The organism is uncultured Pseudomonas sp. (assembly GCF_913774235.1).
GTDB lineage: Bacteria > Pseudomonadota > Gammaproteobacteria > Pseudomonadales > Pseudomonadaceae > Chryseomonas.
This window is the reverse complement of the sequence record NZ_CAJYDW010000002.1, coordinates 191016-216263: the sequence shown is the minus strand read 5'-3', so window position 1 is coordinate 216263 and position 25248 is coordinate 191016. Positions and strand designations below refer to the sequence as shown.

The following is a 25248-nucleotide window of genomic DNA, read 5'->3' as shown; positions in this document are numbered from 1 at the left end:
TGTGTTGCTGATAATCTTGCGACATCAGACTTATCTCACAAGCACCCACACGAATTGCTTGATTCAACTTGTTAAAGAGCAGTTGGTTGCGACCGTAGCCGCTAACCGAGGCGCGCATTCTACGCTAACCTCACATCCTGTCAAGCGTTGATTTGAACTTTTTCGTTTCAACTCAACCACTTGCACTACCCCGACCAGATCAACCGATCGCGGCAGCGGGGGGCTAATCCTACAGCATCCTAAGACGCTGTCAACCCCTCCCACTTCATTTCGTTGCCACCCGTAGGTGAAGACCAAACGGCGAAGAATCCCTGGACCCCTCGCCCGACTCAGACCTAAGTGCTTGATTTTCAAGCCGCTTCAGCGTCTGCGCCGGAAGCGGGGCGCATTATAGGGGAGTTTCAGGACAGGTCAACAGGTTATTTTGAGAAACTTTGGATATCGACCAAAAAGGCCAGCGGAGGCCGGGCTGTCACCTGTGCGAGGTAAGATGCCGGCAGACGATGTTTCGAGGACTGCATGACTTCAATACTGGCCCGCTATCGCCAACGGCTTACCAAGACGCTTACCGACTGGTTTCCACGGACCTCGCTCTATTTGCGGGGGCCGGAGACAGCGCCTGCCGGGCAGCAGTCGAAAAAACCACGCCAACGACGCAAGGCTCCGGCTCCCGCTGCGGCAGAGCACCCAGCCGAGCGCCAGCCGGACGTCCAGACGCAAACCACCCCCTCCCCTGCCGCTATCTATAGTAGTGGCTTCACGCCTAAACGCGCCCAAGAGCAACGGATAAGGGCACGGGTCGAGCAAGCGGTGGCAGCAGGTGTGGTACAGGCGCCCTCGCCGGAGCAATGGAAGATGATCCTCGCCAAGGCGCCGGCGACCAGGATTTTCGCCGGTGCCGGATCGGGCAAGACGACGACCTTGGTACTGCGCGTGGTCTTTCTGCTTTATTACCTGGAGATCCCCCAGGAGCGCTTGACGGTCATTTCCTTTACCAAGGCCTCCTGCGAAGAGCTTCGTCGTCAGCTGCAAAGGGTACTGGCGTTCTGGGAACGGCCGCTGACGGACGAGGCAGCACGGGAACTGGTACGGACCTTCCACTCGGCCCTGGCTCAGCTCGCCCGCAAGGAGCTGGGCGTGACGCAGTGGTTCGAGCAGCTTTCTGGCCAGCAGGCGCAGGGGGATGAGCCGGAAAACGGCCTCCTGGCCGGAGCCACCTTGAACGATGAGCAGCGCGGACTGCTGCTGGAAGCCTATGCCGACTGCTATCGCCAGGAGCCAGGGTTTCGTCGACGCGTGCATCTATTGCTCGGCCTGGAGCCGCCCACCGAAGAGATCGAACCCTCGCCAGCCTTGTTTCAGCCTTTCGTACTCACCGGGGAGCGTCAGCCTACTCCCTTGCCGGAGCTGTTCTATGGCCAGGCCTGCTTCGCCGAAGCCCTGGGCATCAGGGTCGGTTCGCTGAAGAGTGCCCAGCTGGAATGTTCGACCCGGGATCGTATCTTCCTGGAGGCCATGCAGCAGTTCTGGCGGCAGTTCGGTAAGTTGCTGAAGCAGCGGCGCCTGTTCACCTTCAATAGTGCCTTCGCCATTCTGACGGATCGCCTGCAGAAGAAGCCCAGCCGCGCACTGATCGGTCGCCTGGAGCCTTTCACCCATCTGCTGATCGATGAGTTCCAGGACATCTCGCCCCAGATCGCGCTGTGGCTGCAGCAGGTACAACGACGGCTTGCGGAAGAAAAAGCCGGGCCTTCGCTGATGGCGATCGGTGACGACTGGCAATCCATCTACGGGTGGCGCGGTAGCTCGCCCGAGCTGTTCATTCATTTCGATCGCTGGTTTCCCGGCAGCACGCCCAGCCAGGTGCTGATGCTGGGTACCAACTATCGCTCGTCTCCACCTATCGTGGCCGATGGCGAACGGCTGCTGGCCAAGGTTAGGCAGAAACAGGACAAGCGCACCCAGGCGGCTCGGGAAGCGACGCCGGAAGGTCATGGCGTGCGAGTGACGACGAGGTTCGATCTAAACCGGCAACTGCCGCTGCTGCTGGCGGAAATAGAGGCTCAACGGCGTTATGCGAGCGAACGGGAGAAGCCGGAGCGCTGTGCCGTGATGATCATGAGTCGCGGCAATGCCGCGCTGAAAACGTTGAACAGCCAGCTCGAGCGCCAGCCAGGCATACGAACCTGCACCATCCATAGGGCCAAGGGTCTGCAGGCGGAAGTGGCCATCGTGCTGGACGATGGCCAACCACTCCAGCCTCATCCGCTGCGCAATGCGCTCTATGCGGTGAGTGGTCATTTTCAGCAGAGCTATGACGAGGCCTGTGCGGACGAAGCGTTGCGCCTGAGCTATGTAGCGGTGACCCGTGGGGTGAGCCGAGTATTGTGGTTCACCCGTCAGGCACAGGTGGCCGGCCTGTAGCGAGCCAGTGAGCCGGCCCTCCGCCTGAGCGAGGAGCCGACCCTTGGCATCACTCGATGATGTCGAAGTCGCGCAGATGTTCTTCGGACAGCTCCAGGCCCAGGCCGGGTTTGTCGTCGTCCAGTTGCAGGTAGCCGCCGACCGGCTGGGGTTCGCCCTTGAAGACGTAGTAGAAGAGTTCGTTGCCCACCTCCACGTCGAATACCGGGAAGAACTCGGCCATGGGCGAGGCAGTGCTGGCCATGGTCAGGTGGTAGTTGTGCATCTGACCGGCGTGGGGGATTACCGGCACCGACCAGGCTTCGGCCAGGGCGTTGATCTTGCGCGCGGCGGTGATGCCGCCGACGCGGTTGGTGTCGTATTGGATGACGTCCACCGCGCGGCGCTCGAGCAGGTCCTTAAAGCCGTAGGAGGTGAATTCGTGCTCGCCGCCGGAGATGGGCATGATGCCCATCTTCTTGAGTTCGACGTAGCCTTCGATGTCGTCGGCGATGACCGGCTCCTCCAGCCAGCGCGGTTCGAACTCGGCCAGCTTGGGCAGCATGCGGCGGGCGTACTCCAGGGTCCAGCCCATGTAGCACTCCAGCATGATGTCGACGTCCGGCCCGGTCAGCTCGCGCAGGGCGCGGACCTGTTCGATATTACGACGCATGCCGGCGGGGCCATCCTTGGGGCCATAGCCGAATCTCATCTTGACGGCATCGAAGCCCTGGTTGAGATAGCCCTGGGCTTCTTCCAGGAACAGGTCCAGGTTGTCGTTGGCATAGAGCTTGGAGGCGTAGCAGGGGATCTTTTCCTTGGTGCGACCGCCGAGGAGCTTGAACACAGGCTTGTTCACGGCCTTGCCCATCAGGTCCCAGAGCGCCAGGTCGACCGCGGAGATGGCAGCCATGCCGATGCCCTTGCGACCCCAGGCGTGGGTGCGGCGGTACATCTTCTGCCAGAGGTATTCGTTGTCGAAGGGATCCTGGCCCAGGATGATGGGTGTCAGGTAGAGGTCGATGATCTCCTTGGCCACCCGTGGTGCCAGGGCACAGTTGCCGAGACCGACAAGGCCGCTGTCGGTCTCGATCTCCACCACGAGCCAGCCATGGAAGCGGAAGGAACCCATGGCGTCGCCGCGCTCATAGAGGATGTCGGTGGCATTGGTGCAGAAGTGTGCCTGGGGCGGGACGACCTTGCCTTTCCATTCGAAGACGCGAGTACGGACGCTGGTGATTTTCATGAGGGATTTCCTTTTTTCGGGTATGAGCCGGGCCTGCCAGCCCCCTGGGCTGGTTCGGCGGATTCGGGAAGCGCCTGGGGCGCCTCGGTCGCTATCAGTGGCGGGACGTGCCCAGGCGGCAGGCGATTTCGAAGGCCTGGCGGGTGGCGCCGACGTTGGCGCGGCCCTGGCCGGCGATGTCGAAGGCGGTGCCGTGGGCGGGTGTGGCGATGGGAATGGGGAGGCCGCCCTGCACCGTCACGCCGCGGGAGAAGCCCATCAGCTTGATCGCGATCTGGCCCTGGTCGTGGTACATGGTCACCACGGCGTCGAAGGCGCGGGTGTCGCCCTGGACCTTGAGGAAGATGGTGTCGGCCGGATAGGGGCCGTCGGCGGAGATGCCCAGGGCCTTGGCGCGCTCCACCGCGGGGCCGATCAGATCCAGTTCTTCGCGCCCGAAGCTGCCGTTGTCGCCATTGTGCGGATTGAGGCCGCAGACGCCGATGCGCGGCCGCGCCAGACCACTACGCTTGAGTTCGTTGTCGATCAGCTGGATGGCCTCGATCACCCGCTCCTGGCTGAGCAGACCGGGAACGTCCTTGAGCGCGACATGGGAAGTAACCCGTGAGGTCCAGAGGTCATCAAGCACGTTGAATTCGCAAAATGGCCCTTTGTAGCCGAGGTGTTCGGCGAACCAGTGCAGCTCGTCATTGTGGCCCATGCCCGCCAGGTGCAGGGAGGTCTTGTTCAGCGGGCCGAAGAGGATGGCGTCGGTGTGGCCCGCCTGAGTCAGGTCGAGAGCGACAGCCAGGGTGTCCAGGCTGTAGCGGCCGCCGACGACACTGGCTTCGCTGCGGGGAAAGGCACCTTCGGCAGTACCTCGATAGGGATACAGCAGGGGGACATCATCCTGGAAATCGAGCGCGTCCAGGCTGTCGATGCAGGTGTAGGGATACTCACAGCCAGCAATGCGCATGCCGGTGCGGGCTTCGTCTTCGTCGGCGATCAGCACCACGCGGGCGCGGCTGCGCACCTCGGGATCGGCCAGCAGGCGGGCGACGAGTTCGGGGCCGATGCCGGCGGGGTCACCCAGCACGAGGGCTAGGCGGGGAAGCGTGGAATTGCTCATGCGGAAGTCCTCAGGTGAGTGTCCAGGCGGATGACGCTGGCGACTGGGCGGTACAGACGCTGGGCGGTATCGTGGAAGAGCTGGCGCTGGGCCGAGATGGGCAGGTCGGCCACCAGGCGCTTGAAGCCGCCGATGATGGTGTCGTAGCTGCCGCACAGGCGGTCGACGGGAAAGTTGCTGGCGAACATGGCACGTTCCGGGCCGAAGACGGCGATGGCCTCGCGGACGATCCAGGCGTTGTCTTCGGCGCACCAGGGCTGGCCAGCGAGCCCCAGACCGGAGATCTTCAGCGCTACGTTGGGCCACTCGGCCAGCCGAGCCAGGGCGGCGCGCCAGGCAGCCAGACCCGCGGCGCTGCGATCGGAAGGTAGTCCCGTGTGGTTGAGGATGAGTTGTATGGCCGGGAAGTCCCGGGCCAGGCGGCAGGCCTCGTCGAGATTCCACCAGGGCGTCTGCAGATCGAAGTGCAAGCCGTGCCGCTGCAACTCGGCATAGCCACGCTGCCAACGCTCGTCGCTCATCAGGGTGCGCTGGCGACCCACCGCCTCCGGACAGCTAGGGCCACCGGGCTTGTGTCTGACGCTGCGCACCCGTTCGAAGGCGGCTTGGGCGGCGAGCAGCTCGGCAGCATCGCCGGCATCCAACCAGGCCTGGGCGACCATGGCGTTGGGTACCCCGTAACGACGCGCCAGATCATGGACGTAGCGGGTCTCGCCTAGGGCATCGCGCGGATCCCACTCGGTCTCGACATAGACGGTCTGGACCACATCATGGCCGGCCGCGTCGGCAAAGTAGTGCTCGGGCAGGTAGTCTCCCTTGATGGCGCTGTAGTCGCCATAACGGAAGGGGATGGTTTCCGCGCCGGACAGCCAGGGGTGGAAGTTGCGCCGGGGCTCCCAGAAGTGGTGGTGGGCGTCGACGATGGGGCCGTCATAGAGCTCAGTCATGCTGCACCTCCCGTTCGTCCAGAGCGATCAACAGGGTGCCGAGGATGAACAGGCCGGAGCAGAGAGCGAAGAAACCCAGGACCGCCGGATAGCCACCCAGGTGCTGCAGTAGCAGGCCGACCAGGATGGGTACGGCGATGCCGCCGAGGCTGCCGGCCAGGTTCATCACCCCGCCGATCAGCCCGACCCGTGCCGGCACCGCCAGCAGGGCCGGGAAGCTCCAGTAGAGGCTGCCCCACATGAGGAAGAAGGCGGTTAGCGACAGCAGCGCCACGGCAGCATAGGGATCGGTGAGCCTCGGCAGCAGCAGGAAGGCTGCCAGCGCCACCAGGCCGGAGCAGGACAGCAGTCCCTTGGCGGCGAGACCACGGCGTACGCCCTGGCGTACCAACAGGTCGCAGAGGAAGCCACCGACCAGGGAGCCGGCGGCACCGCAGAGGAAGATGACGAAGGTCGCGGCGCCGATGCCCTTGATATCAAAGCCGCGGGCCTGGGCCAGGTAGCTGGGTCCCCAGGTCAGCAGGCCGAAGAAGACCATGGCCCAACTGGCGCGACCGATGAGGATGCCGGCCAGGGAGCGGCGGGCGATACCCAGGCCCCGGACTCCTGCCTTGGCCGCGTGGGCCACCGAAGTGGTACGACCTTCGTTGATACGCGCCAGCTCGGCGGCATTGACCCCGGGGTGGGCGGCCGGGTCGTCCCTCAGGTAGCGCCAGGCCAGCCAAGCCATGGCCAGGGTAGCGATGCCGGCGACGAAGAAGGCGGTGCGCCAAGAGCCGAAGACGGCGATCAGGTAGGCGATGAGCAGGCCGCCCAGGGCCACGCCCAACGGTCCGCCACAATCCATCAGCACCGCTCCCCGCCCGCGCTCGCTGGAGGCCAGCCAGAGGGAATTGAGCTTGCCGCCGGCCGGGAACAGCGGTGCCTCGGCGGCGCCCAGGGCGACCCGGGCGAAGATCAGCGACAGCCCGCTGGTGGCGAAGGCGGCAAGGGTCTGGAAGACGCCCCAGAGGCCGGTGGACCAGCCGATGACCCGCCGGGGGCCGTAGCGGTCGATCAACCAGCCGCCAGGAATCTGCAGGAGCGCATAGGCCCAGAAGAAGCTGCTGAGAATCAGCCCCTGGGTGGCCGGCGTCAGCTGGAATTCGCGGGCGATGGTGGGCATGGCGATGGATAGGGACACGCGGTCCACCAGGTTAATGACGGTGAGGCCGAAGATGATGGCGAAGATGCGCCAGCGGACACGGGAGGCCTGCAGCACCGTGGGCACGGCGGTATCGGCAAGGCGTGAGGAACGGGACGTCGAGAGCATGGCGTGGACCCCTGGGATTATTGTTATGGGTGTTCAGCTGCCGGCTGGCGAGGTCGACTATCGGTCGCAGGTTGATAACCGTCTAATCAAATCTGCGCATAGGCGTATAGCCTGAGGATATAGGTCCCTTTGGGAGTATCGCGGCAAGGCCTCTGGCGCCGGCTCTCCCGCGAATCGATCCGCTACGACATAACCTCAGGCTATTGGTGCATGCCTTATTTTGAGTGGTCAGGCTCGCCCTGGGCTGCGCACACTCGGCCCACCCAAAACAACGACAAGAAAGAGGTAGTCCCATGCGCAGCCTTTCCCTGCTCGCCACCCTCCCCCTATGCCTGGCAGCTGTGGTGACTCCCGTCGCCCAGGCTGCCTGGCAGCCCGAAGGCAAGGTGGAGATCGTGGTCGCCGGTGGTCCCGGTGGCGGCACCGACCAGCTCGGTCGACTGATCCAGTCGATCATCACCCAGCACCAGTTGCTCGACGCCAGCACCGTGGTGATGAACAAGGGTGGCGGCAATGGCGCCGAGGCCTTCCTGGAGATGAAGATGGCCAAGGGCGAGGCGGACAAGCTGGTCATCGCCACCAACAACGTCTACCTGCTGCCGCTGACCGCCAAGCTCGGCTACCAGCTCGCCGACCTCACCCCGGTGGCGGCCATCGCCGAGGATGACTTCATCCTCTGGAGCTACGCCGACGCGCCCTGGAAGGACGCCCGTGGCTACCTCGACGCCATCAAACAGGATCCGGCCGGCAAGCGCATGGGGGGCAGCCAGTCCAAGGACGTCGATCAGACCTTGACCCTGCTGATCAATCGCACTGAGGGCACCAAGCTTACCTACATCCCCTTCAAGAGTGGCAGCGAGGCCGCCACCCAGCTCGCCGGCAAGCACATCACCTCCAACGTCAACAATCCCAGCGAGAGCCTGAGCCAGTGGCGCGGTGGCCAGGTGGTACCGCTGTGCGTGTTCAGCCAGGCGCGCATGGCCTATACCGCCAAGGTCACCGAGACCCGCGCCTGGTCGGACGTACCCACCTGCAAGGAACAGGGGCTGGGTATCGACCAATATCGCTTCCCGCGTACCGTGCTCTTGCCGGGCGGGGTCAGCGAGGAGCAGCGCGCCTTTTACGTGGAACTCCTGCGTAAAGTCAGCCAGACGCCGGAGTTCAAGGCCTACATCGAGCGCAACGCTCTGGTGCCGACCTTCCTCGAAGGCCAGGCATTGCAGGACTACATCGCCCAGGACACCGCCCGGGTCACCCCGGTGTTCGAGGAAGCGGGCTGGCTCAAGCGCTGATTGGCGCACCGACACAGGAGAGACGGCCATGGCCGGAGATTCCCTGATCGCCACCCGTTGGGTGGAACTTGGCCTGGCGGCCTTTACCGCCGGGCTCGGCGGCATCGTGATGGTCGGCAGCCTGGAGCAGGGCATCGGCTGGGGCGATGCCGGTCCGGAACCGGGCTACTTCCCCTTCTATATCGGCCTGCTGCTGGCCCTGGCCAGCCTGGCCACGGCGCTGCAGACCCTGTGGCGCTGGCAGGCGCTGCGCACGGCCTTCGTCGAGCGCGCCGCCTTTGGCCAGGTACTGCGGGTGTTCCTGCCGATGCTGGCCTTCGTCGTCGCCCTGCCCCTGCTCGGCCTCTATCTCACAGCCTTCCTGTTCATCGCCTGGTTCATGGCGCGCGATCGCCAGCGGCAGCGTCGCTATGGGGTGCTGCAGATCCTGGCCACCGCCGGTGGGGTGAGCCTGGCCAGCTACCTGATCTTCGCCCTCTGGTTCAAGGTGCCGCTGGACGCCGGCCCGCTCGCCGACTTGGCCGTCCTGCTGAGGAAATCCCCATGAGCGAATTCGACTCCCTGATGCACGGCATGGGCATGATCCTGTCCTTCCACCACATCGCCCTGATGGTGATCGGCGTGCTGCTCGGCATCCTGGTCGGGGTGCTGCCCGGCCTGGGCGCGCCCAATGGCGTCGCCCTGCTGTTGCCGCTGACCTTCACCATGAGCCCCACCTCGGCCATCATCCTGCTCTCCTGTATGTACTGGGGCGCGCTGTTCGGCGGTTCCATCACCTCCATCCTGTTCAACATCCCGGGCGAGCCCTCTTCGGTGGCCACCACCTTCGATGGCTATCCGCTGGCGCGCCAGGGGCGTGCCGGCGAAGCTCTGACGGCCGCCTTCACCTCGGCGCTGCTGGGGGCCCTGGTAGGGGTGCTGTTGCTGACCTTCCTCTCCAGCCGCATCGCCGCCTTCGCCATGGAATTCAGCTCGCCGGAATTCTTCGCCGTCTACCTGCTGGCCTTCTGCACCTTCATCGGCATGAGCAAGAATCCACCGCTGAAGACGGTGGCAGCCATGACGATCGGCTTCGCCATGGCGGCGGTGGGCATGGATACCGTCTCTGGCAATCTGCGCCTCACCTTCGACCAGCCGGCGCTGCTCTCGGGCATCAGCTTCGAGGTGGCGGTGATCGGCCTGTTCGGCATTGGCGAAATCCTCTGCACCGTGGAGGAAGGCCTGGTCTTTCGTGGCGAGCAGGCGCGCATCACCCTGAGGACAGTACTCGGCACCTGGAAGCAGTTGCCGCGCTACTGGCTGACCTGGCTGCGCAGTGCCCTGGTGGGCTGCTGGATGGGCGTAACCCCGGGCGGCCCCACCGCCGCTTCCTTCATGAGCTACAGCCTGGCCCGGCGCTTTTCGAAGAACCGCGAAGGCTTCGGCAAGGGCGAACTGGAGGGCGTGATCGCCCCGGAAACCGCCGACCACAGCGCCGGCACCAGCGCCCTGCTGCCCATGCTAACCTTGGGCATCCCCGGTTCGGCCACCGCCGCGGTGATGCTGGGTGGCCTGATGATCTGGGGCCTGCACCCCGGCCCGACCCTGTTCGCCGAACAGCACGACTTCGTCTGGAGCCTGATCGCCAGCATGTACCTGGGCAACGTGGTCAGCCTGATCGTGGTGCTGGCGACGGTGCCGCTGTTCGCTGCCATCCTGCGCATCCCCTTCTGCATCATCGCGCCCATCATCTTCACCGTCTGCGTGATTGGCGCCTACTCGGTGCACAACAGCCTGTTCGACGTCTGGCTAATGCTCGGCTTCGGCATCCTCGGCTATGCCTTCAAGAAGCTCGGCTACCCCATCGCCCCCTTGGTGCTGGCAGCGGTGCTGGGCGACAAGGCCGAAGACGCCTTCCGCCAGTCGATGCTGTTCTCCGATGGCCAGTTGGGCATCTTCTGGTCCAACCCGCTGGTGGGCAGCCTGACCACCGCCGCGCTGCTGATGCTCTGCTGGCCGTTGCTGGCGCGGGGGCTTCAGGTGCTGCGCCGAGGCCAACCACAAGCCAAGGTAAGACCCTCGTGAAAGCACCGGCCTGGCAGCGGCGAAGCCCGCCTGCGCCAGGTCCAGGCTTCTGCGCTACCCTAGCCGGCCCCCTGCCCCAAGGTCCGCCAGCATGACGCGCATTCCCGATGCCCACACCATCCACAGCCGTCTGCGCCTGCGCCAGTTGCGGCTGGTGCTGGCACTGGCGGAATTCGGCTCCCTACGCCGCGCCGCCGACGACATAGGGATGACCCAGCCGGCGGCCACCAAGATGCTCCATGAGATCGAAAGCCTGTTGGGCGTCGAGCTATTCGAGCGCCTGCCGCGGGGCATGCGCGCCACGGCCTTTGGCGAGACGATGATCTACTACGCGCGGATGGTGTTCGCCGAACTCTCAGGCATGCGCGAGGAGTTGGTCGCGCTGGAATCGGGCAATCTCGGCCGGGTGGCGATCGGCGCTATCCCGGCGCTGGCCTCGGGACTGCTGACCCGCACCATCGCCACGCTCAAGCAGAGCCATCCGCGGCTATCCATGTCGATCCAGGTGGATACCAGCGACGTGCTGGTCCAGGCGCTGTTGCAGGACCAACTGGACGTGGTGCTGGGCCGCATCCCCACCGGCGCCCGCGCTGAAGAGTTGCTGTTCGACAGCCTCGGCGAAGAGGTGCTCTGCGTGATCGCCGGCGCCCAGAATCCCCTGGCCCAGGCCACTCACCTCACCTGGGGCGAATTGCAGGAGCACACCTGGGTGCTGCAGCAGCATCCCAGTCCGATGCGCGCCATCATCAACCAGGCCTTCCACGATGCCCGGGTCGACATCCCAGGCAGCATCGTCGAGACCACCTCCATCATGACCTTGCTGGCACTGGTCCAGCAGACCGACATGCTCGGGGTCACGCCGCTGTCAGTGGTCAACGACTATCCCGGCCGCCACCTGCTGGCGGTATTGCCCATCGCCTTCGAGCCGCGACTGCCGCCCTATGGGTTGATCCGCCGGCGCCATCGGGTGCAGTCCTCGGCCATGCAGACCTTCATGGTGGCGGTGCGCAGCGAGCATGGGCGGCTGCGCCACGACGACGTCTGAGTGAAGCGCGACTACCTCGGTCGCTGATCGCCCCAAACCCTCTGCCAGACGCCTCGCTTGGCCCGCCCCTTGCAAAATCCCTCCCAAGGCCGACTGCGATTGGCCAAGAACGAGTCTCGCTGCCCACTGATTATCCGCTGACTGCAGCCGCTATCCACTGGCTGCATTCTGGAGGAAACAAAAGGGTGCGTGGGGCCACGCCTGTGTGCAAGGAGGTAACAATGACCCAAGACGTCACGCCCTCCGAGAGCGGAGAACGCTTTCGCCAGACCAGCCTGTTCTGCTCGAACAGCCTGCAATTCCTGGTCGCCGACCGGGATGCGGCCTGTCAGGGCGTCAGCAAGGTCTTCAAGCCCCATGAGCTGAAACCGGTCCAGCGCGGTGAGGCGGTCAGCGCCAGCCTGCACCATGTCAGTCGCGGGCGGCTGTCGCTCAACCGCCTGGAATACGGCACCGATGTCGACATCGACCCCCAGTGTCTACAGGACTTCTACCTGATCCAGATCCCACTGACAGGGGGCGCCGACATCCACTGTGGATCGCTGGATTTCCAGTCTTCGCCGCAGGTAGCCGCACTATTGTCGCCGGAGTTGCCGGTGCGCATGAGATGGTATGGCGGCGCCGCCCAGCTGGTGCTGCGCCTGGAGCGTGCCGATATCGAGCATCACTGCGCCCAGCATCTGCCGCAGGAGGGTCGCCTGCCGCAATTCGATCCACGCCTGGATCTTCGCCAGGCCGGCGGCGCCTACTTCCTGCAACTGCTCGGCCTGCTGATGGATGGCCTGGCCGATCCGGCGCACCCAATCCACCAGCCGCTGGTGCTCAAGCAATTCGAATCCTCGTTGCTCAATGCCCTGCTCTATGGCCAGCCGCACTCGCTGCACGGCCAGCTGGAGGGCACCCGCGAGCGCAACGTCTCGCCCTACTTCATCAAGCGCATCGAAGCCTACATCGCCGAGCACCTGCACGAGCCGCTCAGCGTGGAGACCCTGGCCGAGCATGGCGGCGTCAGCGTGCGTACCCTGTTCGCCGGCTTCCGCACCTACCGAGGCACCACGCCGATGCACTATCTGCGCGACCTGCGCCTGGAGCGGGTCAACGAAGAACTGCGCAGCGGGCGGGTGGAATCGGTGACGGACACCGCCTACAAGTGGGGCTTTGCCCACCTCGGTCGCTTCGCCCAGGAATACAAGCGTCGCTATGGCGAGTCTCCTTCGGAAACCCGCCGCTTTCGCGGAGCGCTCTCCGGCTAGTTGAGACGCCGTCCCGCCAGGGTCTGCGACGGCGTCTCGCCGAACGCCTGGCGGTAGTCACTAGCGAAGCGCCCCAGGTGTTCGAAGCCCCAATCCAGGGCGATGCGCGAGACGCTGGCGCCCTCACGACGCGCCAGCAGCAGACGCCGTACCTCTTCCAGTCGCAGCCGCTTGAGATAGGCCATGGGCGGCTGGCCGTGATAGCGGCGGAAGCTGGCGTAGAGCTTGGCCCGGGACACCCCGGCCACGCGCTCCAGGCTCTCCAGCGAGGGATTCTCCCGCGCCTGGGCTTCGAGATAACGCCGCGCCCGCAGGAGAAATTCGGGATAGCCGGTCCCCACGCCTTCTTCCAGAGCCGCGGAATAATTGTGTGGCTGCGCCAACAGCAGGCCCTTGAGCAGCATCACCTCCAGATCATTGGCCAGCGCCGGCTGGCCGTAGAGCGCCTGGACAGCGCTCCAGCCGTCCAGCAATTGGCGCACGCCCTGCCACCAGGCCGCGACCGCCGGGCGCGCCAGTTCCATCTCGCCGGCAAAGCTCAGGGGCGCCGCCAGTGGCCGGCCTAGCAGGCCCTCCGCCACCTCCTGCAGGGCTTCGCGGCGGATCACCACCTGCAACTTGAGGCAGTCGGCGGCCATGTCCAGCCGCTGCCATTCGTGGGGCGCGACGACCATTCCGCACTGGCTGTCGGAACGCACGCGCGCGCCGCGGCTGGCCAGCGACTGGCGCCCCTGCAGCGGCAGGCTGAGGCTGTAGGCATCCAGGGCGTCGATGCCGATCTGCACCGCGGCGCCATAGCCGATCCGCCCCAGTACCGTGGCCCGGCCCGGCAGTCGCAGTCCTTGGTGATGGAAACTCAACTCGGCGCCGCTGCGGGTTTCCAGGCGATGCGGACCGGCCATTGCGCTCATCCAGCGACAGGCCTCGGCGACCTGGCCACTGTGCGTCTGCACCTCGAAATTCGTCTGCTGCATGCTGAGCTCCTCCGCTGGCTGGTTCCATGCTGCACGCCGCGTGCCGCCGCCACTATCCGCAGAGTGCAGGCCAGTCCGGCGAGCGAAAAAATCCGGCTAGCGATCAGCGAAAAAGCGGATAGAGGGGTTGGGGTGGCGGGGCTTCAATCGAGGCGAGTCTCACCCTAGAGGACACCCCTGATGAGCATCCGCAGCATTGCCCAATGGCAGGACTACATCCAAGGTTGCCTGGACTTCCGTCCGGCCGACGGCGTCTACCGAATCGCCCGCGATCTCTTCACCGAACCCGAGCTGTTCGAGCTGGAAATGGAGCTGATCTTCGAGAAGGTCTGGATCTATGCCTGCCACGAAAGCGAGATCGCCAAGCCCCACGACTTCGTCACGATGCGCGCCGGTCGCCAACCGCTGATCATCACCCGCGATGGCAACGGCGAGCTGCATGCGCTGATCAACGCCTGCCAGCACCGCGGTGCCACCCTCACCCGCGTGGCGCGCGGCAACCAGTCCACCTTCACCTGTCCCTTCCACGCCTGGTGCTACAAGAGCGACGGCCGCCTGGCGAAGGTCAAGGCACCGGGCGAATACCCCGATGGCTTCGACAAGGCCACCCGCGGGCTGAAAAAGGCGCGCATCCAGAGCTACAAGGGCTTCGTCTTCGTCAGCCTCGACACCCAGGGCAGCGACTCCCTGGAAGACTACCTGGGCGATGCCAAGGTGTTCTTCGACATGATGGTGGCCCAGTCGCCCACCGGCGAGCTGGAGATCCTGCCGGGCAAGTCCACCTACACCTACGACGGCAACTGGAAGCTGCAGAACGAGAACGGTCTCGACGGTTATCACGTCAGCACCGTGCACTACAACTACGTCTCCACCGTGCAGCACCGCCAGCAGGTCAATGCCGAGAAAGGCAGCGCCAGCAGCACCCTGGACTACAGCAAGCTCGGCGCCGGCGATGCCGAGACCGACGATGGCTGGTTCTCCTTCAAGAACGGCCACAGCCTGCTGTTCAGCGACATGCCCAACCCCACCGTGCGCCCCGGCTACGCCAGCGTCATGCCGCGCCTGGTGGAGGAATACGGCCAGGCCCGCGCCGAATGGATGATGCATCGCCTGCGCAACCTCAACATCTACCCCAGCCTGTTCTTCATGGACCAGATCAGCTCCCAGCTGCGCATCGTGCGGCCGCTGGCCTGGAACAAGACCGAGATCATCAGCCAGTGCATTGGCGTCAAGGGCGAGGCCCCGGCCGACCGCACCAATCGCATCCGCCAGTTCGAGGACTTCTTCAACGTCTCGGGCATGGGCACGCCCGACGACCTGGTGGAATTCCGCGAGGCCCAGCGTGGCTTCCAGGCCCGCCTGGAGCGCTGGAACGACATCTCCCGCGGCCATCACCGCTGGACCGCCGGCCCCACCGTGAACAGCGAGGCCCTGGGCATCCAGCCGGTGCTCACCGGTACCGAATTCACCCATGAAGGCCTCTATGTGAACCAGCACGGCGCCTGGCAGCGCTTCCTGCTCGATGGTCTGGCGCTCAAGGCCCTGCAACCGACGGAGGTGTCGGCATGAACCCGACTCTGCAATACGCCGTGGAACAGTTCCTCTATCGCAAGGCCGCGCTCTGCGATGCCCAGGACTGGGACGCCTATCTGGAGTTGTTCGACACCGGCAGCGTCTTCCACCTGCCGCAGTGGGTCAGCGAGCACGAATACGTGCAGGACCCCACCCAGGGACTCTCCTATATCTACTACGCCGATCGCTCCGGCCTGGAGGACCGGGTGTTCCGCCTGCGCACCGGCAAGTCGGCAGCCTCCACGCCGCTGCCGCGCACCCTGCACCAGATCAGCAACGTGCGCGTCGCCACCCGTGACGACGGCCAACTGGAAGTCCGCGCCGGCTGGCAGACGCTCTATACCCGGCATGGCGTCTCCGAGCAGTTCTACGGCCAGGTGACCTATCACCTGCGCGAGGTGGCGGGCGACTTCCGCATCACCCGCAAGCACGTGCTGCTGCTCAACGACACCATCAACTCCGTGCTCGACTTCTATCACCTCTGAGGCCACCGCCATGAGCCACAACGTCGCTCTGAGCTTCGCCGACGGCAAGACGCTGTTCATCGCGGTGAAGCCCAACGAATTGCTGCTGGACGCCGCCCTGCGCCAGGGCATCAGCCTGCCGCTGGACTGCCGCGAAGGCGTCTGCGGCACCTGCCAGGGGCGCTGCGAAGCCGGCGCCTACAGCCAGGACTACGTCGACGAGGAAGCCCTCTCCGAGCGGGACCTGGCGCAACGCAAGGTACTCGCCTGCCAGACCCGGGTGACCTCCGACGCCGCCTTCTACTTCGACCACGACTCCAGCCTCTGCCACGCCGACGAGCCGGAGCGCATCAGCGCCCAGGTGACCTCGGTGGAGCTGGTCTCGGCCACCACCGCCATCCTCCACCTGGACGCCAGCGCCGCGCCCCGGCAGTTGCACTTCCTGCCCGGCCAGTACGCGCGGTTGCGTATCCCCGGCACCGATGACTGGCGCGCCTACTCCTTCGCCAATCGGCCCAATGCGCAGAACCAGCTGCAATTCCTCATCCGTCTGCTTCCGGACGGGGTGATGAGCAACTTCCTGCGCGAGCGCTGCCAGCCAGGGCTGACCCTGGAGCTGGAGGCGCCCCTGGGCAGCTTCTACCTGCGCCAGGTGGAACGGCCGCTGGTGCTGGTGGCCGGCGGCACCGGCCTCTCGGCCTTCCTCGGCATGCTCGACGAGATGGCCGAAAAAGGCGGCTGCGGCCAGCCGGTGCGACTGTTCTATGGCGTCACCCAGGAGCAGGATCTCTGCGAAGGCGCCCGCCTGGAGGCCTACCGCGAGCGCATCGCCGATTTCGACTACCAACCGGTGGTCAGCCAGCCGAGTCCGGCCTGGCAGGGCCTGAGCGGCTACATTCCCGAGCACTTCGACCGCCGCTTCCTCACCGACCAGGCCTGCGACCTCTACCTCTGCGGCCCGCCGCCCATGGTCGAAGCGGTCAAGACCTGGCTCGACCAGCAGGGGTTGGGCGAGGAGACGCGGCTGTATAGCGAGAAGTTTTTGCAGAGTGCGTCGACGCGTTAACGCTGCGCAGACTCATCCAAGAAGCCCGACAGCTCGCCTGTCGGGCTTCGCTTTTGTAGGTAAGGCTGAAACAGCTTTACCGTCGAAGCCCGACAACCCTCTCGTCCAGCGGCAGCAATAGGTGTCTACTACCTTGGCCTGGATCGCTTGGCGAGACGTCTCTGTCGGGCTTTGCTGCGCTCAGCCGAACCTACCGCGGCCCATGGCAGCCAACGCTCCATCGCGGCCATGGTAGTCCCAAGACAGTCGTTACCAAAGCGAGGACCAGGATCTTACCGGGGCTGAGGAAGCCGAATGCCGGCTCGGCCAGCCCCCTCTCCCTTCGGGAGAGGGTTGGGGTGAGGGCACACCTCGCAGCGGATTCCCAGTGGAAAAGGCTGCGCCGTTTTCCACGCTACGGTTATCCCGACGTCTACAGAAGCAGGTGATGCTGTAGGAGCGGTCGCAACGCCGGGCCGCCAGGGCCTCGATGGACCGGAGGTTGGAATGAGACGGCGCCACCGTCCAAAACCAACAGGACCAACACCTCCGGCGCCACCCCGTATCGTCTGCCGCTGTATCTGGACCGCCTGGACATGCCCTTGGTTGGGCTTCCCGCCCAAACGCCAAGCAAAAAAAAGCCTGCCATCCCCGGCAGGCTTGAAAGTGGACGAAGGGAGCTGAACTCCGTCCGGTCAGAAGTGATGGATGTAGCGCACCTGCACCCGACTGCCCTCCGGACGGTTCTCCGCGTCCTGCTCGAAATAGGCGTTGGCCACCAGGTGGTCGTTCTTGGAGAAGCTGTACAGGGCGCCGGGGCCGATGGCCCAGACCTTCTCGCGGCGTCCGGAGACGTCGTGGCCGTCGACCTGGGTATCGCTGATCTGCTTGAGCCAATAGCCGTTGATGCCCAGGCGTAGTTGCGGGGTGACGGCGTATTCGGTAGCGAAGTTGGCGTGCAGCGCCTGGCCGGCCTGGATGTCGGAGGCATCGCCGAAGGCGTAGTTCGGCTTGTCGTTCTTGAAGTTGTAGAGGTAGTGGGCGCGCACCGAGAAGGTCCAATTCGGGGTGAACCAGTAGGTGGCGGCCCAGTAGGGGTCCAGCGACCAGGCATGGTTGCCGGGGTTGATGTCCTTGTCGCGGTCGTACTCGCCGGTGGGCACGTTGATCTGGAACTCGACCCGCTGGACGAACCGCGGGCCATTGGCACCCATCACCGGATCGAACTGGATGAAGGGCCCTATCAGCAGATCGCCAACGCCACCCTGGTCCTTGAGCGCCGCGTTGTTCAGGCCGTCGTCGACCTTCATTCGCGTCACCACCGGCAGCAGCATGTTCAGACCCAGGTTGCCGTTGCCCAGGCGCAGGTCCGATACGTAGCTGAGCTGGGTCACCGATACCTGGTAGTCCAGCTGGGTCTTCGGCAGCCCGAGCTTGTCGCCGTGCTGGTCCGTCAGCCGATGGCTGCTGTAGTTCTGGAAATACTGCTGCAGGTACCAGCCGTTGCCCGCGGGCAGGCCGCCGTCGAGAAAGCTGGTGAGGCCAAGATTGACCACCGGTAGGTCATAGGCCTGGGCGGCGCCGGCCACCAGGGCACCGGCGAGGGAAAGATAGCGAATCCGGGTCATGCAAGGCTCCTTGAATACGGCTGTTCGTGCTCGCGAAAGGCAGATTCGAAAGGGCAGCGCCCGCCGATCGAGTGGTCTCGAGGGGCGCTGCTGAGGCTCAGGCGCTCAGCGCCGGATGCGCGCTGGCGACCCGGTACTGGCCGGCGTGGAAGACCAGCGGTTCTCCGCCGCTGTGTCGGTAGTGCTCGATCTCGCCGAGGAAGATCAGATGGTCGCCGCCCTCGTACTGGACGTGGTTGCGGCAGATCAGGGTGGCCACGGCCTCCTCCAGCAGGGGTACCCCGGCGATGCCCTCGACGTGGGCGATGCCGGCGAACTTGTCCTCCGCCGGCCGGGCGAAGTGGCCGGAGAGCTGGTGCTGATCGCTGCCCAGTACGTGGATGGCGAAGTGGCTGGCGGCCAGGAAGTCCGGCAGGCTCGGCGCCTGGCGCGCCAGGCTCCAGAGCACCAACGGCGGCTCCAGGGACACCGAGGAGAAGGAATTGGCGGTCATGCCCACCTTGCGGCCATCGCGACCGCGGGTGGTGATCACGGTGACGCCGGTGGCGAACTGCCCCAGCAGGTTGCGCAAGGCGCGCGGATTGGTGGGGTCGGCGGCGATGAGTTCGAGTGTGTCTAGGGTCATGGCGAGTTCCTCAGGCGGCCTGGCTCAGATGTTCACGGATGAAGCTCTGGCAGGCATCCGCCTCGAACCACCAGGGCGCGAAACGCCGGGGATCGTCGAAGGCGTTGACGATGTTCGCGGCGATGGCCTGGGACTGGCTGGCGGCGCCGAGCAGGTCGAGGATGTGCGGTGGCGGCGGGGTCAGCAGGCTGTTAGTCCACTTCACCACCTGGCCGGCATAGTCCCAGTAGCGTTCGAAGGTCTGGTGCATCCATTCGGGCGTGAAGGCCGCATCGCCCTGGGCGAGGATGGCCTCCAGGTAGACCTTGCTGCACTTGGCGGCATTGTTGGAACCCTGGCCGGTGATGGGATCGTTGACCACCAGGGCGTCGGCCATGCCGAATACCGGCCGGCCGGAGGGCAGGCGCAGCACCGGCTTGCGCACCATAGGCGTGAAGCGCCCGGCCAGCACGCCGCCGGCATCGGTCAGCTCCAGGTTCCGGCAGCGCTCGGCCTCCCAGGGTGCGAAGCGACGGACGATCTCCAGGCTGCGCTCCAGGTGCTGCTCCGGCGAGGTGACGTCCTGCCAGCAGTCCATGGGGCCGCCGGGGATGCCTTCGAAGACCATGATCTCGCAGGGTCCGCTCAGGGTCAGGGCCGGGAAGACGAAGTACTCGCCCACGCCGGGGACGAGGTTGAAGGCCACCCGCGAATAGGGCGACATGGGCGTCATGCCCTTCACGTAGGTCAGCGCCAGGGCGCGTTGCGGCTGCTGGAAGACGGTGCGCTCGGTATCCCGGGCGAACAGGTTGACCACCTCGCCCTTGCCGGCGGCCAGCAGGGTCAGGTCGTGGCTGGCACTCAGGGTTTCCAGCTCGGCCAGGCCGACGTCCTGGATGATCAACTCGCCACCGCGGCGCTCGAACTCGTCCATCCAGGCCGGCATCTTCAGGCGCTGGTCCACCGCCTGGGCATAGCGCTCCAGGCGGGCGCTCCACTGGAAGGCCGGGCGGTCAGGGTGCACGGGATCGGGAACGGCCAGGCCGATGCCTTCCACCGCGGGGCACTGGTCTTCCCAGAAGTTCAGCCCCAGGTCGCGCTCGGTCTGCAGCGAGGTGTTGAACATGCACTGGCTGGACATGACCTTGCCGGCGCGCACCTGCTCGCCGGTGCGGTTGGTGGTGAGGGTGACATGGTAGCCCTGGGCGAGCAGACCCAGGCCCAATTGCAGGCCGGCCTGGCCGGCCCCGACGATGGCGATACGACGCATGGAGGTTCTCCGGGGAGTCGAGTTGCGGGTGGGGGTGAAGCCGTTGAACAGGCGCCAGAAGGGGTTCTGCATGGCATCACTCCCGTTCGGCGAGGCGTGGAATGGCCGGCCGGTTGCGCTCCGGTCCCATGACCGAATAACCGCCGTCCACGGCATAGTCGGCGCCGGTGACGAAACTCGCCGCCGGCGACAAGAGGAAGGCGACCACCTGGGCCACCTCCGCCGGCTCGCCGAGGCGGCCGAGCAGGTGGAAGTCGGCGGCGACGCGGTCGGCGTGGGCGCGATCCCCGCCGCTGACCTCGGCGATCACCCGCGACCAGGTCCAGCCCGGCGAGACGGAGTTGACGCGGATGCCGTCCGGCGCCAGGTCCAGCGCCATGCTGCGGGTGAGTTGCTTGAGCGCCGCCTTGGACACCGGGTAGAGCCAGCGCCCGGTCTGGGCACAGTCGGCGGAAATGGAGGTGAAATTGACCACAGACCCGCGCCGCGCCTTGAGGTCGGGGTGCAGGGCTTTGGCCAGCATCACCGCCGATACCAGATTCACGTCCAGCGCCTTGAGCCAGTCAGCGCGCGGCGACCCCAGGCCATCGTCGAGATAGGTGCAGGCCAGGTTGACCAGACCGGCCACCGCGCCGAAGCGTTCGCGGATGGCGGCTACCGCGAGCGCCAAGGCCGCGTCATCGGTCAGGTCCACGGTCTGGAAGAAGGCCGCTTCGCCGAGCACCTCGGCACCGGCCGCGCCATTCGGGTCTATGTCCAGCAGAGCCACCCGGGCGCCCGCCGCGGCCAGTGTCTCGGCCACCGCTTGGCCGATCAGGGTGGCGCTGCCGCTGATGACCACCGTCTTGCCGTCGAGGGAATGCAGACTCATGGCCTCACTCCTCGATGGACTTGCCGGCGCTGGAAGCCCAGCTCGGCATCAGGGTGTTGGACGGCAGGGTCTCGTCGAGCAGCTTGTGCGCCGTCTCGACGCCCGCCACCGGCAGGCCCTCGGGGTCGAGCAGGCCGATCTGCACCAGCACGCTGGCCTGATCCCAATAGATGTGCTCGTGGTAGAGCTTGGGCCCGCGGAACTTCACCACCCCCAGCATGGGGATCTCGACGTAGCGACCGGTGGGGGACACGCCCGGCAGCATCCAGTCGATGGCTTCGTCGTGGGTGAAGCTCATGACGAATTCGTCGACGATCTGCGAGGCACCCACGGTGCGCGAGATCGGCGTGAGCTTCATGTCCTTGGGATTGCCATGCACGAAGTGGTAGCGATAGAAGCGCGCCAGCTCGCGGTAGCCGACCCCGCCGGTCATGGTCGGGATATGGTTGACGTAGGGCTCGGGCACCATGGTGGCCATGGTCGCCGGTACGTCGCGGGTCGCGAATTCGTGGCGGATGTGCTCTTCCCACAGCGCCGAGAGGTTGTAGTCGGGGCCGATGGTGCGGCGCAGCGCGGCGATGGTGCGCTCATGGGCCAGCAGCGCGGCGGGCTTGTCGTAGTGATGGCCGGCGGGCCGGGCGAAGGCATGGTCGACGCCGGGGTAGACGTAACCCTCGGTACCTGGCCGCTCGGCCAGGGCCGCCAGGATGGCTTCCCGCGCCGGTGCCGGACAGAACTGATCGGCTTCGGCGAAGTGCAGCACCAGACGCCCGCGCAGACCCTCCAGTTCTTCCAACGCCTTTTCGATGCCGACCCCGTAGTAGCCGACGGCGCAGGCCACCTCGGGCAGCCGGCAGGCTGCCAGGTAGGCCAGCTTGCCACCCAGGCAGTAGCCCACCACGCCGAGGCCGGCGTCGCTCACCTCGGGCAGGGTGCGCAGGTGCGTCAGGGCGGCGCCGATATCGACCACACCCAGGCCCTCGTCGAAGGCCTGGTAATGGCCGAACGCCTTGTCGAAATCCTCAGGGGTGTAGCCCAGTTCGATGCGCGGCGCCTGGCGCCAGTAGAGGTCGGGCACCAGCACGCTGTAGCCCTCTTCAGCCAACTGATCGGCCACGACACGCATGGCGGCATTGACGCCGAAAATCTCCTGGCACAGGACGATACCCGGGCCGCGACCGTCGATGGAGGGTACGAAGTAGGCATCGAAGGTGCCGGCAGGGGTCGGCACTTGAATGAAGGATCCGGTCATCGCGAGAGACTCCAGGTTGCTCAGGTCTGGAGCCATCTTCGGCGCGAGGGGCCGGTCGAGCTGTCCGCAGACTGCCGCGACCATCCCCTCGGCGCAGCTAATTACGCGGCGCCATCCCCCTACCCGTAAGCGCGCGTCTGGCTGGATCAACTCCCGCAGCGGAGCACGGACTACCGAACAGCGATCTCCGCCACCAGCGACCAGCGATCACTGGCGTCCTTCCAGCGGCTCCATAGCGCGATGCCCGCACTACAGCTGACCGGTATCGATCTGCAGCCGTTTGAGTCGAGAGGCCAGGGTCGTGGGTTTCATCCCGAGCAGTTGCGCGGCACCTTCCTTGCCGAAGAGCTTGCCCTGGCAGGCCCGCAACGCCGCCAGGGTGTTCTCGCGCTCCAGTTCGCGCAGTTGCGTCTCGGTCAGAATCGCCGCATTCGATTCGACGACGACACGCCGTGGCGCCATTCCGCCGCCCTCCTCCGGTAGATCGATACTGAGCTGGTGATCCTGCGCGGTGATCAAGGCCCGCTCGATGACGTTCTGCAATTCGCGGATGTTGCCCGGCCAGGGATAGCGTTGCAGCCGCGCCAGATCCACCGCTCGCAGGCGTCGACCGGGGCGATTCAGGCGTTTGCCGATCTCGCTGATGAAGTGTAGCGCCAGGGGCGCTATGTCCACCGGCCGTTCCCGCAATGCGGGTGAATGGATAGGGAAGACATTCAGGCGGAAATACAGGTCTTCGCGAAAACGTTTGGCCTGGACCTCCTCGCGCAGGTTGCGATTGGTCGCCGCCACGATACGGACATCCACCTTGCGCGTCCGCTCTTCGCCGACGCGCTCGAATTGACCTTCCTGCAGAACGCGCAGCAACTTGCTCTGCAGGTCGAGGGGGATCTCGCCGATCTCGTCGAGGAACAGGGTTCCGCCGTCCGCCAATTCGAAGCGCCCGACCCGGTCACGCACCGCCCCGGTGAACGCCCCGCGGATATGGCCGAAGAATTCGCTCTCGAACAGTTCGGCCGGGATCGCCGCGCAATTGACCCGGATCAGCGGCTGGGCACTGCGCCGACTGGCCTGGTGGATGGCCCGGGCGATCAGTTCCTTGCCGGTGCCCGATTCACCATGGATCAGGACGCTGGCATCGGTAGGCGCAACCACATCGATCTGCTTGATGATCTTCAGGATCGGCTCGCTTTGCCCGACGAGCTCACGGTAGTTGTGCTCGATATGGATTTCTTCCTGGAGATAGGCGTTCTGCTCTTCGAGGCGTTGCTTGAGTTGCTGCAACTCCTCCAAGGCATGCGTCAGCTGCCGTTCCATGTTGCGGCGCTCGGTGATGTCGCGGAACACCACCACCGCCCCGACCAGCTTGCTCTCGGAGATCACCGGGGTACTGGTGAATTCCACCGGAAAACAACTGCCGTCCCGCCGCCAGAAGACTTCCTGGCGGCCTTCGTGGACCACGCCATCGTGTACGGCGCGATAGATCGGGCATTCCTCGACCGGATAGTGCGAGCCATCGGCATGGCTGTGGTGATGGATCAGATGGATGTTCTTGCCGATCATGTCTTCCGGCTCCCAGCCGAGCATGCGCGCGCCCGCCGGATTGACGAAGGTGGCCAGCCCCTCGCAATTGATGCTGTAGATGCCGTCACCGACGGCGCTGAGCAACAGCTGGTTGTCGCGCTCGGTCTCCTTGAACAGGTTGAGAATGTTGCGCCATTCGATCAACCCACCGCGCATGGTGCGCTCGGTCTCCGCTTGATCCAGATGGAAACGCTGGCGCCGTTGCTCGCGCAGCACCAGGATGAGTTGCTGCCGCCCCTTGAGGTGCAGGCTGGTCGCGGTGATCTCCAGCTGCAGGCGCTCGCCATTCTTGCCGGTGCAGCTCAGGTTGTCGGTCCAGCCGCGGCCCTTTTCGATCACGGCCTGGCTGAACACGATGAGATCGGCCAACTGATGACCGAACAGCTTGCTCACCGGCAGGGTCAGCAGGTTCTGCCGCGGATAGCCTAGCAACTGGCACGCCGCGACGTTCAGGTCACCGAAACGATCCGCATAGGGATCGAGCAGCACGATGGCATCCGCACAATGCTCGAACACCATATGGCGAGAGGAATACGCCAGATCAGCCCAGTCGGTGAGGCAATCGGTCTCGATCATCTACGGAATCTCGCAGCGGTCAGTACGAAAAGTCGTAGTTCTACGCCTTTGCGTAGCCACCGAACAGAGGCAGAAAGACCCAGAAAAAACCGTATCAGACCGGCAACTCCAACCTAATCAAAGACCTAGCGTTCTTCAGAGAATATCTATCCAGGCTGGCACGTCCTTCGCTCTTACCTAGGCAGACCGAATCGCCACTTCCGGCGATCGCCCTCGTGACCCTAGCGGAGATAACACCCATGCCCACCGTGGACATTGCCCAGTACCAAGATGGTGACTTCCTGGTCAACTACGAAGAGAAGGTCTTCGAAGACGTCAAGGCCGAGCCGGGCGAAAAGGCCTTGCTGACCTTCCACACCATCGCCTTCGAAGGCTCCATCGGCCTGGTCAATCTGTTGCAGGCCAAGCGCCTGCTGCGCAAGGGCTTCGAAACCAAGATCCTGCTCTACGGACCGGGCGTCCAGCTCGGCGTCCAACGCGGCTTCCCGACCCTGGGCGCCGAAGCCTTCCCCGGCCACCTGGCCGTCAACAACCAGATCAAGGCCTTCATCGGCGAAGGTGGCGAGGTCTATGCCTGCCGTTTCGCCCTGCAAGCCCTGTACGGCCAGACGGAAAAGGCCCTGATCGAAGGCATTCGTCCGATCAACCCCCTGGACGTGATGGACCTGCGCCTGCTGATGCGTCGTGAAGGCGCGCTGATCATCGACACCTGGACCGCCTGAGGCGTATGCGGACTCC

At 65.1% G+C, this 25248-nt stretch carries 21 protein-coding genes; 10 read left to right on the top strand and 11 right to left on the bottom strand.

All coding sequences use genetic code 11. From position 1 onward, the window contains the following. Positions 1-519: 519 nt before the first annotated feature. Positions 520-2424: a UvrD-helicase domain-containing protein gene (locus QZ471_RS01615; protein WP_295460571.1), complete on the top strand. Its 1905-nt coding sequence runs from the start codon at positions 520-522 to the stop codon at positions 2422-2424. Positions 2425-2473: 49 nt separating this feature from the next. Here QZ471_RS01615 and QZ471_RS01610 read toward each other — a convergent pair whose 3' ends face one another. The 4 genes from QZ471_RS01610 to QZ471_RS01595 form a co-directional block, all read right to left on the bottom strand. Beyond that, positions 2474-3649 (bottom strand): L-rhamnonate dehydratase, encoded by a 1176-nt coding sequence (locus tag QZ471_RS01610; protein ID WP_295460570.1) that lies wholly within the window; start codon positions 3647-3649, stop codon positions 2474-2476. A 94-nt stretch (positions 3650-3743) separates the two neighbouring features. Beyond that, positions 3744-4757, bottom strand: coding sequence for a 4-hydroxythreonine-4-phosphate dehydrogenase PdxA (locus QZ471_RS01605; RefSeq protein ID WP_295460568.1), 1014 nt, complete (start codon positions 4755-4757; stop codon positions 3744-3746). Next, positions 4754-5704 (bottom strand): amidohydrolase family protein, encoded by a 951-nt coding sequence (locus QZ471_RS01600; RefSeq protein ID WP_295460567.1) that lies wholly within the window; start codon positions 5702-5704, stop codon positions 4754-4756. The genes QZ471_RS01605 and QZ471_RS01600 overlap by 4 nt, the downstream gene beginning before the upstream one ends. After that, positions 5697-7016: an MFS transporter gene (locus QZ471_RS01595; RefSeq protein ID WP_295460566.1), complete on the bottom strand. Its 1320-nt coding sequence runs from the start codon at positions 7014-7016 to the stop codon at positions 5697-5699. Before QZ471_RS01595 ends, QZ471_RS01600 begins: the two co-directional genes overlap by 8 nt. A gap of 293 nt (positions 7017-7309) precedes the next feature. On the opposite strand from QZ471_RS01595, the gene QZ471_RS01590 reads away from it, so the two are divergent. The 5 genes from QZ471_RS01590 (at position 7310) to QZ471_RS01570 (ending at position 12670) form a co-directional block, all read left to right on the top strand. Beyond that, the gene (locus QZ471_RS01590) at positions 7310-8308 is read left to right on the top strand and encodes a tripartite tricarboxylate transporter substrate binding protein (protein ID WP_295460565.1); all 999 of its coding nucleotides are present in this window, start codon (positions 7310-7312) and stop codon (positions 8306-8308) included. 28 nt (positions 8309-8336) lie between these two features. Next, a complete protein-coding gene (locus QZ471_RS01585) occupies positions 8337-8855 on the top strand; it encodes a tripartite tricarboxylate transporter TctB family protein (protein WP_295460564.1) in 519 nt (172 codons plus the stop codon). Continuing rightward, a complete protein-coding gene (locus QZ471_RS01580; RefSeq protein WP_295460563.1) occupies positions 8852-10372 on the top strand; it encodes a tripartite tricarboxylate transporter permease in 1521 nt (506 codons plus the stop codon). Before QZ471_RS01585 ends, QZ471_RS01580 begins: the two co-directional genes overlap by 4 nt. Before the next feature lie 91 nt (positions 10373-10463). Then, complete coding sequence (locus QZ471_RS01575; protein ID WP_295460562.1) at positions 10464-11417, top strand: LysR family transcriptional regulator; 954 nt, start codon at positions 10464-10466, stop codon at positions 11415-11417. A 221-nt stretch (positions 11418-11638) separates the two neighbouring features. Continuing rightward, positions 11639-12670 carry an AraC family transcriptional regulator gene (locus tag QZ471_RS01570; protein WP_295460561.1) on the top strand — a complete coding sequence of 344 codons (1032 nt, stop codon included), beginning with the start codon at positions 11639-11641 and terminating at the stop codon, positions 12668-12670. On the opposite strand, the gene QZ471_RS01565 is transcribed toward QZ471_RS01570, so the two are convergent. Beyond that, a complete protein-coding gene (locus tag QZ471_RS01565; protein ID WP_295460560.1) occupies positions 12667-13644 on the bottom strand; it encodes an AraC family transcriptional regulator in 978 nt (325 codons plus the stop codon). The two genes, QZ471_RS01570 and QZ471_RS01565, sit on opposite strands and share 4 nt — an antisense overlap. A 180-nt stretch (positions 13645-13824) precedes the next feature. On the opposite strand from QZ471_RS01565, the gene antA reads away from it, so the two are divergent. The 3 genes from antA to antC are packed head-to-tail and all read left to right on the top strand — an operon-like array spanning position 13825 to position 16746. Beyond that, a complete protein-coding gene (gene antA, locus QZ471_RS01560; protein WP_295460559.1) occupies positions 13825-15213 on the top strand; it encodes an anthranilate 1,2-dioxygenase large subunit in 1389 nt (462 codons plus the stop codon). Beyond that, positions 15210-15701 (top strand): anthranilate 1,2-dioxygenase small subunit, encoded by a 492-nt coding sequence (antB, locus tag QZ471_RS01555; protein ID WP_295460558.1) that lies wholly within the window; start codon positions 15210-15212, stop codon positions 15699-15701. The genes antA and antB overlap by 4 nt, the downstream gene beginning before the upstream one ends. A 10-nt stretch (positions 15702-15711) precedes the next feature. After that, positions 15712-16746, top strand: a complete 1035-nt coding sequence (antC, locus tag QZ471_RS01550) for an anthranilate 1,2-dioxygenase electron transfer component AntC (RefSeq protein WP_295460557.1) — start codon at positions 15712-15714, stop codon at positions 16744-16746. Positions 16747-17420: 674 nt separating this feature from the next. Here antC and QZ471_RS01545 read toward each other — a convergent pair. The 6 genes from QZ471_RS01545 to QZ471_RS01520 form a co-directional block, all read right to left on the bottom strand. Next, on the bottom strand, positions 17421-18353 hold the full coding sequence (locus tag QZ471_RS01545) for a transporter (protein ID WP_295460556.1): 933 nt from the start codon (positions 18351-18353) through the stop codon (positions 17421-17423). A gap of 97 nt (positions 18354-18450) precedes the next feature. Continuing rightward, positions 18451-18978 carry a flavin reductase family protein gene (locus QZ471_RS01540; RefSeq protein ID WP_295460555.1) on the bottom strand — a complete coding sequence of 176 codons (528 nt, stop codon included), beginning with the start codon at positions 18976-18978 and terminating at the stop codon, positions 18451-18453. A 10-nt stretch (positions 18979-18988) separates the two neighbouring features. Then, the gene (locus QZ471_RS01535; RefSeq protein ID WP_295460574.1) at positions 18989-20227 is read right to left on the bottom strand and encodes a styrene monooxygenase/indole monooxygenase family protein; all 1239 of its coding nucleotides are present in this window, start codon (positions 20225-20227) and stop codon (positions 18989-18991) included. A gap of 76 nt (positions 20228-20303) precedes the next feature. Next, on the bottom strand, positions 20304-21098 hold the full coding sequence (locus QZ471_RS01530) for an SDR family oxidoreductase (RefSeq protein ID WP_295460554.1): 795 nt from the start codon (positions 21096-21098) through the stop codon (positions 20304-20306). A 4-nt stretch (positions 21099-21102) separates the two neighbouring features. Continuing rightward, positions 21103-22350, bottom strand: a complete 1248-nt coding sequence (locus QZ471_RS01525) for a dienelactone hydrolase family protein (protein ID WP_295460553.1) — start codon at positions 22348-22350, stop codon at positions 21103-21105. Positions 22351-22599: 249 nt separating this feature from the next. After that, entirely contained in the window at positions 22600-24510 is a 1911-nt protein-coding gene (locus QZ471_RS01520; RefSeq protein WP_295460552.1) for a sigma 54-interacting transcriptional regulator, read from the bottom strand. Between the two features lie 239 nt (positions 24511-24749). Here QZ471_RS01520 and QZ471_RS01515 point away from each other — a divergent pair, with 239 nt between their 5' ends. Beyond that, the gene (locus QZ471_RS01515) at positions 24750-25232 is read left to right on the top strand and encodes an MSMEG_0572/Sll0783 family nitrogen starvation response protein (RefSeq protein WP_295460550.1); all 483 of its coding nucleotides are present in this window, start codon (positions 24750-24752) and stop codon (positions 25230-25232) included. Positions 25233-25248: the final 16 nt, after the last annotated feature.

Coding starts and splice junctions, on each gene's coding strand:
- QZ471_RS01575 (WP_295460562.1), top strand. CDS start 10,464: ATGACGCGCATTCCCGATGCCCACACCATCCACAGCCGTCTGCGCCTG.
- QZ471_RS01590 (WP_295460565.1), top strand. CDS start 7,310: ATGCGCAGCCTTTCCCTGCTCGCCACCCTCCCCCTATGCCTGGCAGCT.
- QZ471_RS01530 (WP_295460554.1), bottom strand. CDS start 21,098: ATGAGTCTGCATTCCCTCGACGGCAAGACGGTGGTCATCAGCGGCAGC.
- QZ471_RS01540 (WP_295460555.1), bottom strand. CDS start 18,978: ATGACCCTAGACACACTCGAACTCATCGCCGCCGACCCCACCAATCCG.
- QZ471_RS01535 (WP_295460574.1), bottom strand. CDS start 20,227: ATGCGTCGTATCGCCATCGTCGGGGCCGGCCAGGCCGGCCTGCAATTG.
- QZ471_RS01570 (WP_295460561.1), top strand. CDS start 11,639: ATGACCCAAGACGTCACGCCCTCCGAGAGCGGAGAACGCTTTCGCCAG.
- QZ471_RS01580 (WP_295460563.1), top strand. CDS start 8,852: ATGAGCGAATTCGACTCCCTGATGCACGGCATGGGCATGATCCTGTCC.
- QZ471_RS01565 (WP_295460560.1), bottom strand. CDS start 13,644: ATGCAGCAGACGAATTTCGAGGTGCAGACGCACAGTGGCCAGGTCGCC.
- QZ471_RS01515 (WP_295460550.1), top strand. CDS start 24,750: ATGCCCACCGTGGACATTGCCCAGTACCAAGATGGTGACTTCCTGGTC.
- QZ471_RS01615 (WP_295460571.1), top strand. CDS start 520: ATGACTTCAATACTGGCCCGCTATCGCCAACGGCTTACCAAGACGCTT.
- QZ471_RS01585 (WP_295460564.1), top strand. CDS start 8,337: ATGGCCGGAGATTCCCTGATCGCCACCCGTTGGGTGGAACTTGGCCTG.
- QZ471_RS01545 (WP_295460556.1), bottom strand. CDS start 18,353: ATGACCCGGATTCGCTATCTTTCCCTCGCCGGTGCCCTGGTGGCCGGC.
- antC (WP_295460557.1), top strand. CDS start 15,712: ATGAGCCACAACGTCGCTCTGAGCTTCGCCGACGGCAAGACGCTGTTC.
- QZ471_RS01600 (WP_295460567.1), bottom strand. CDS start 5,704: ATGACTGAGCTCTATGACGGCCCCATCGTCGACGCCCACCACCACTTC.
- QZ471_RS01605 (WP_295460568.1), bottom strand. CDS start 4,757: ATGAGCAATTCCACGCTTCCCCGCCTAGCCCTCGTGCTGGGTGACCCC.
- QZ471_RS01610 (WP_295460570.1), bottom strand. CDS start 3,649: ATGAAAATCACCAGCGTCCGTACTCGCGTCTTCGAATGGAAAGGCAAG.
- antB (WP_295460558.1), top strand. CDS start 15,210: ATGAACCCGACTCTGCAATACGCCGTGGAACAGTTCCTCTATCGCAAG.
- antA (WP_295460559.1), top strand. CDS start 13,825: ATGAGCATCCGCAGCATTGCCCAATGGCAGGACTACATCCAAGGTTGC.
- QZ471_RS01525 (WP_295460553.1), bottom strand. CDS start 22,350: ATGACCGGATCCTTCATTCAAGTGCCGACCCCTGCCGGCACCTTCGAT.
- QZ471_RS01520 (WP_295460552.1), bottom strand. CDS start 24,510: ATGATCGAGACCGATTGCCTCACCGACTGGGCTGATCTGGCGTATTCC.
- QZ471_RS01595 (WP_295460566.1), bottom strand. CDS start 7,016: ATGCTCTCGACGTCCCGTTCCTCACGCCTTGCCGATACCGCCGTGCCC.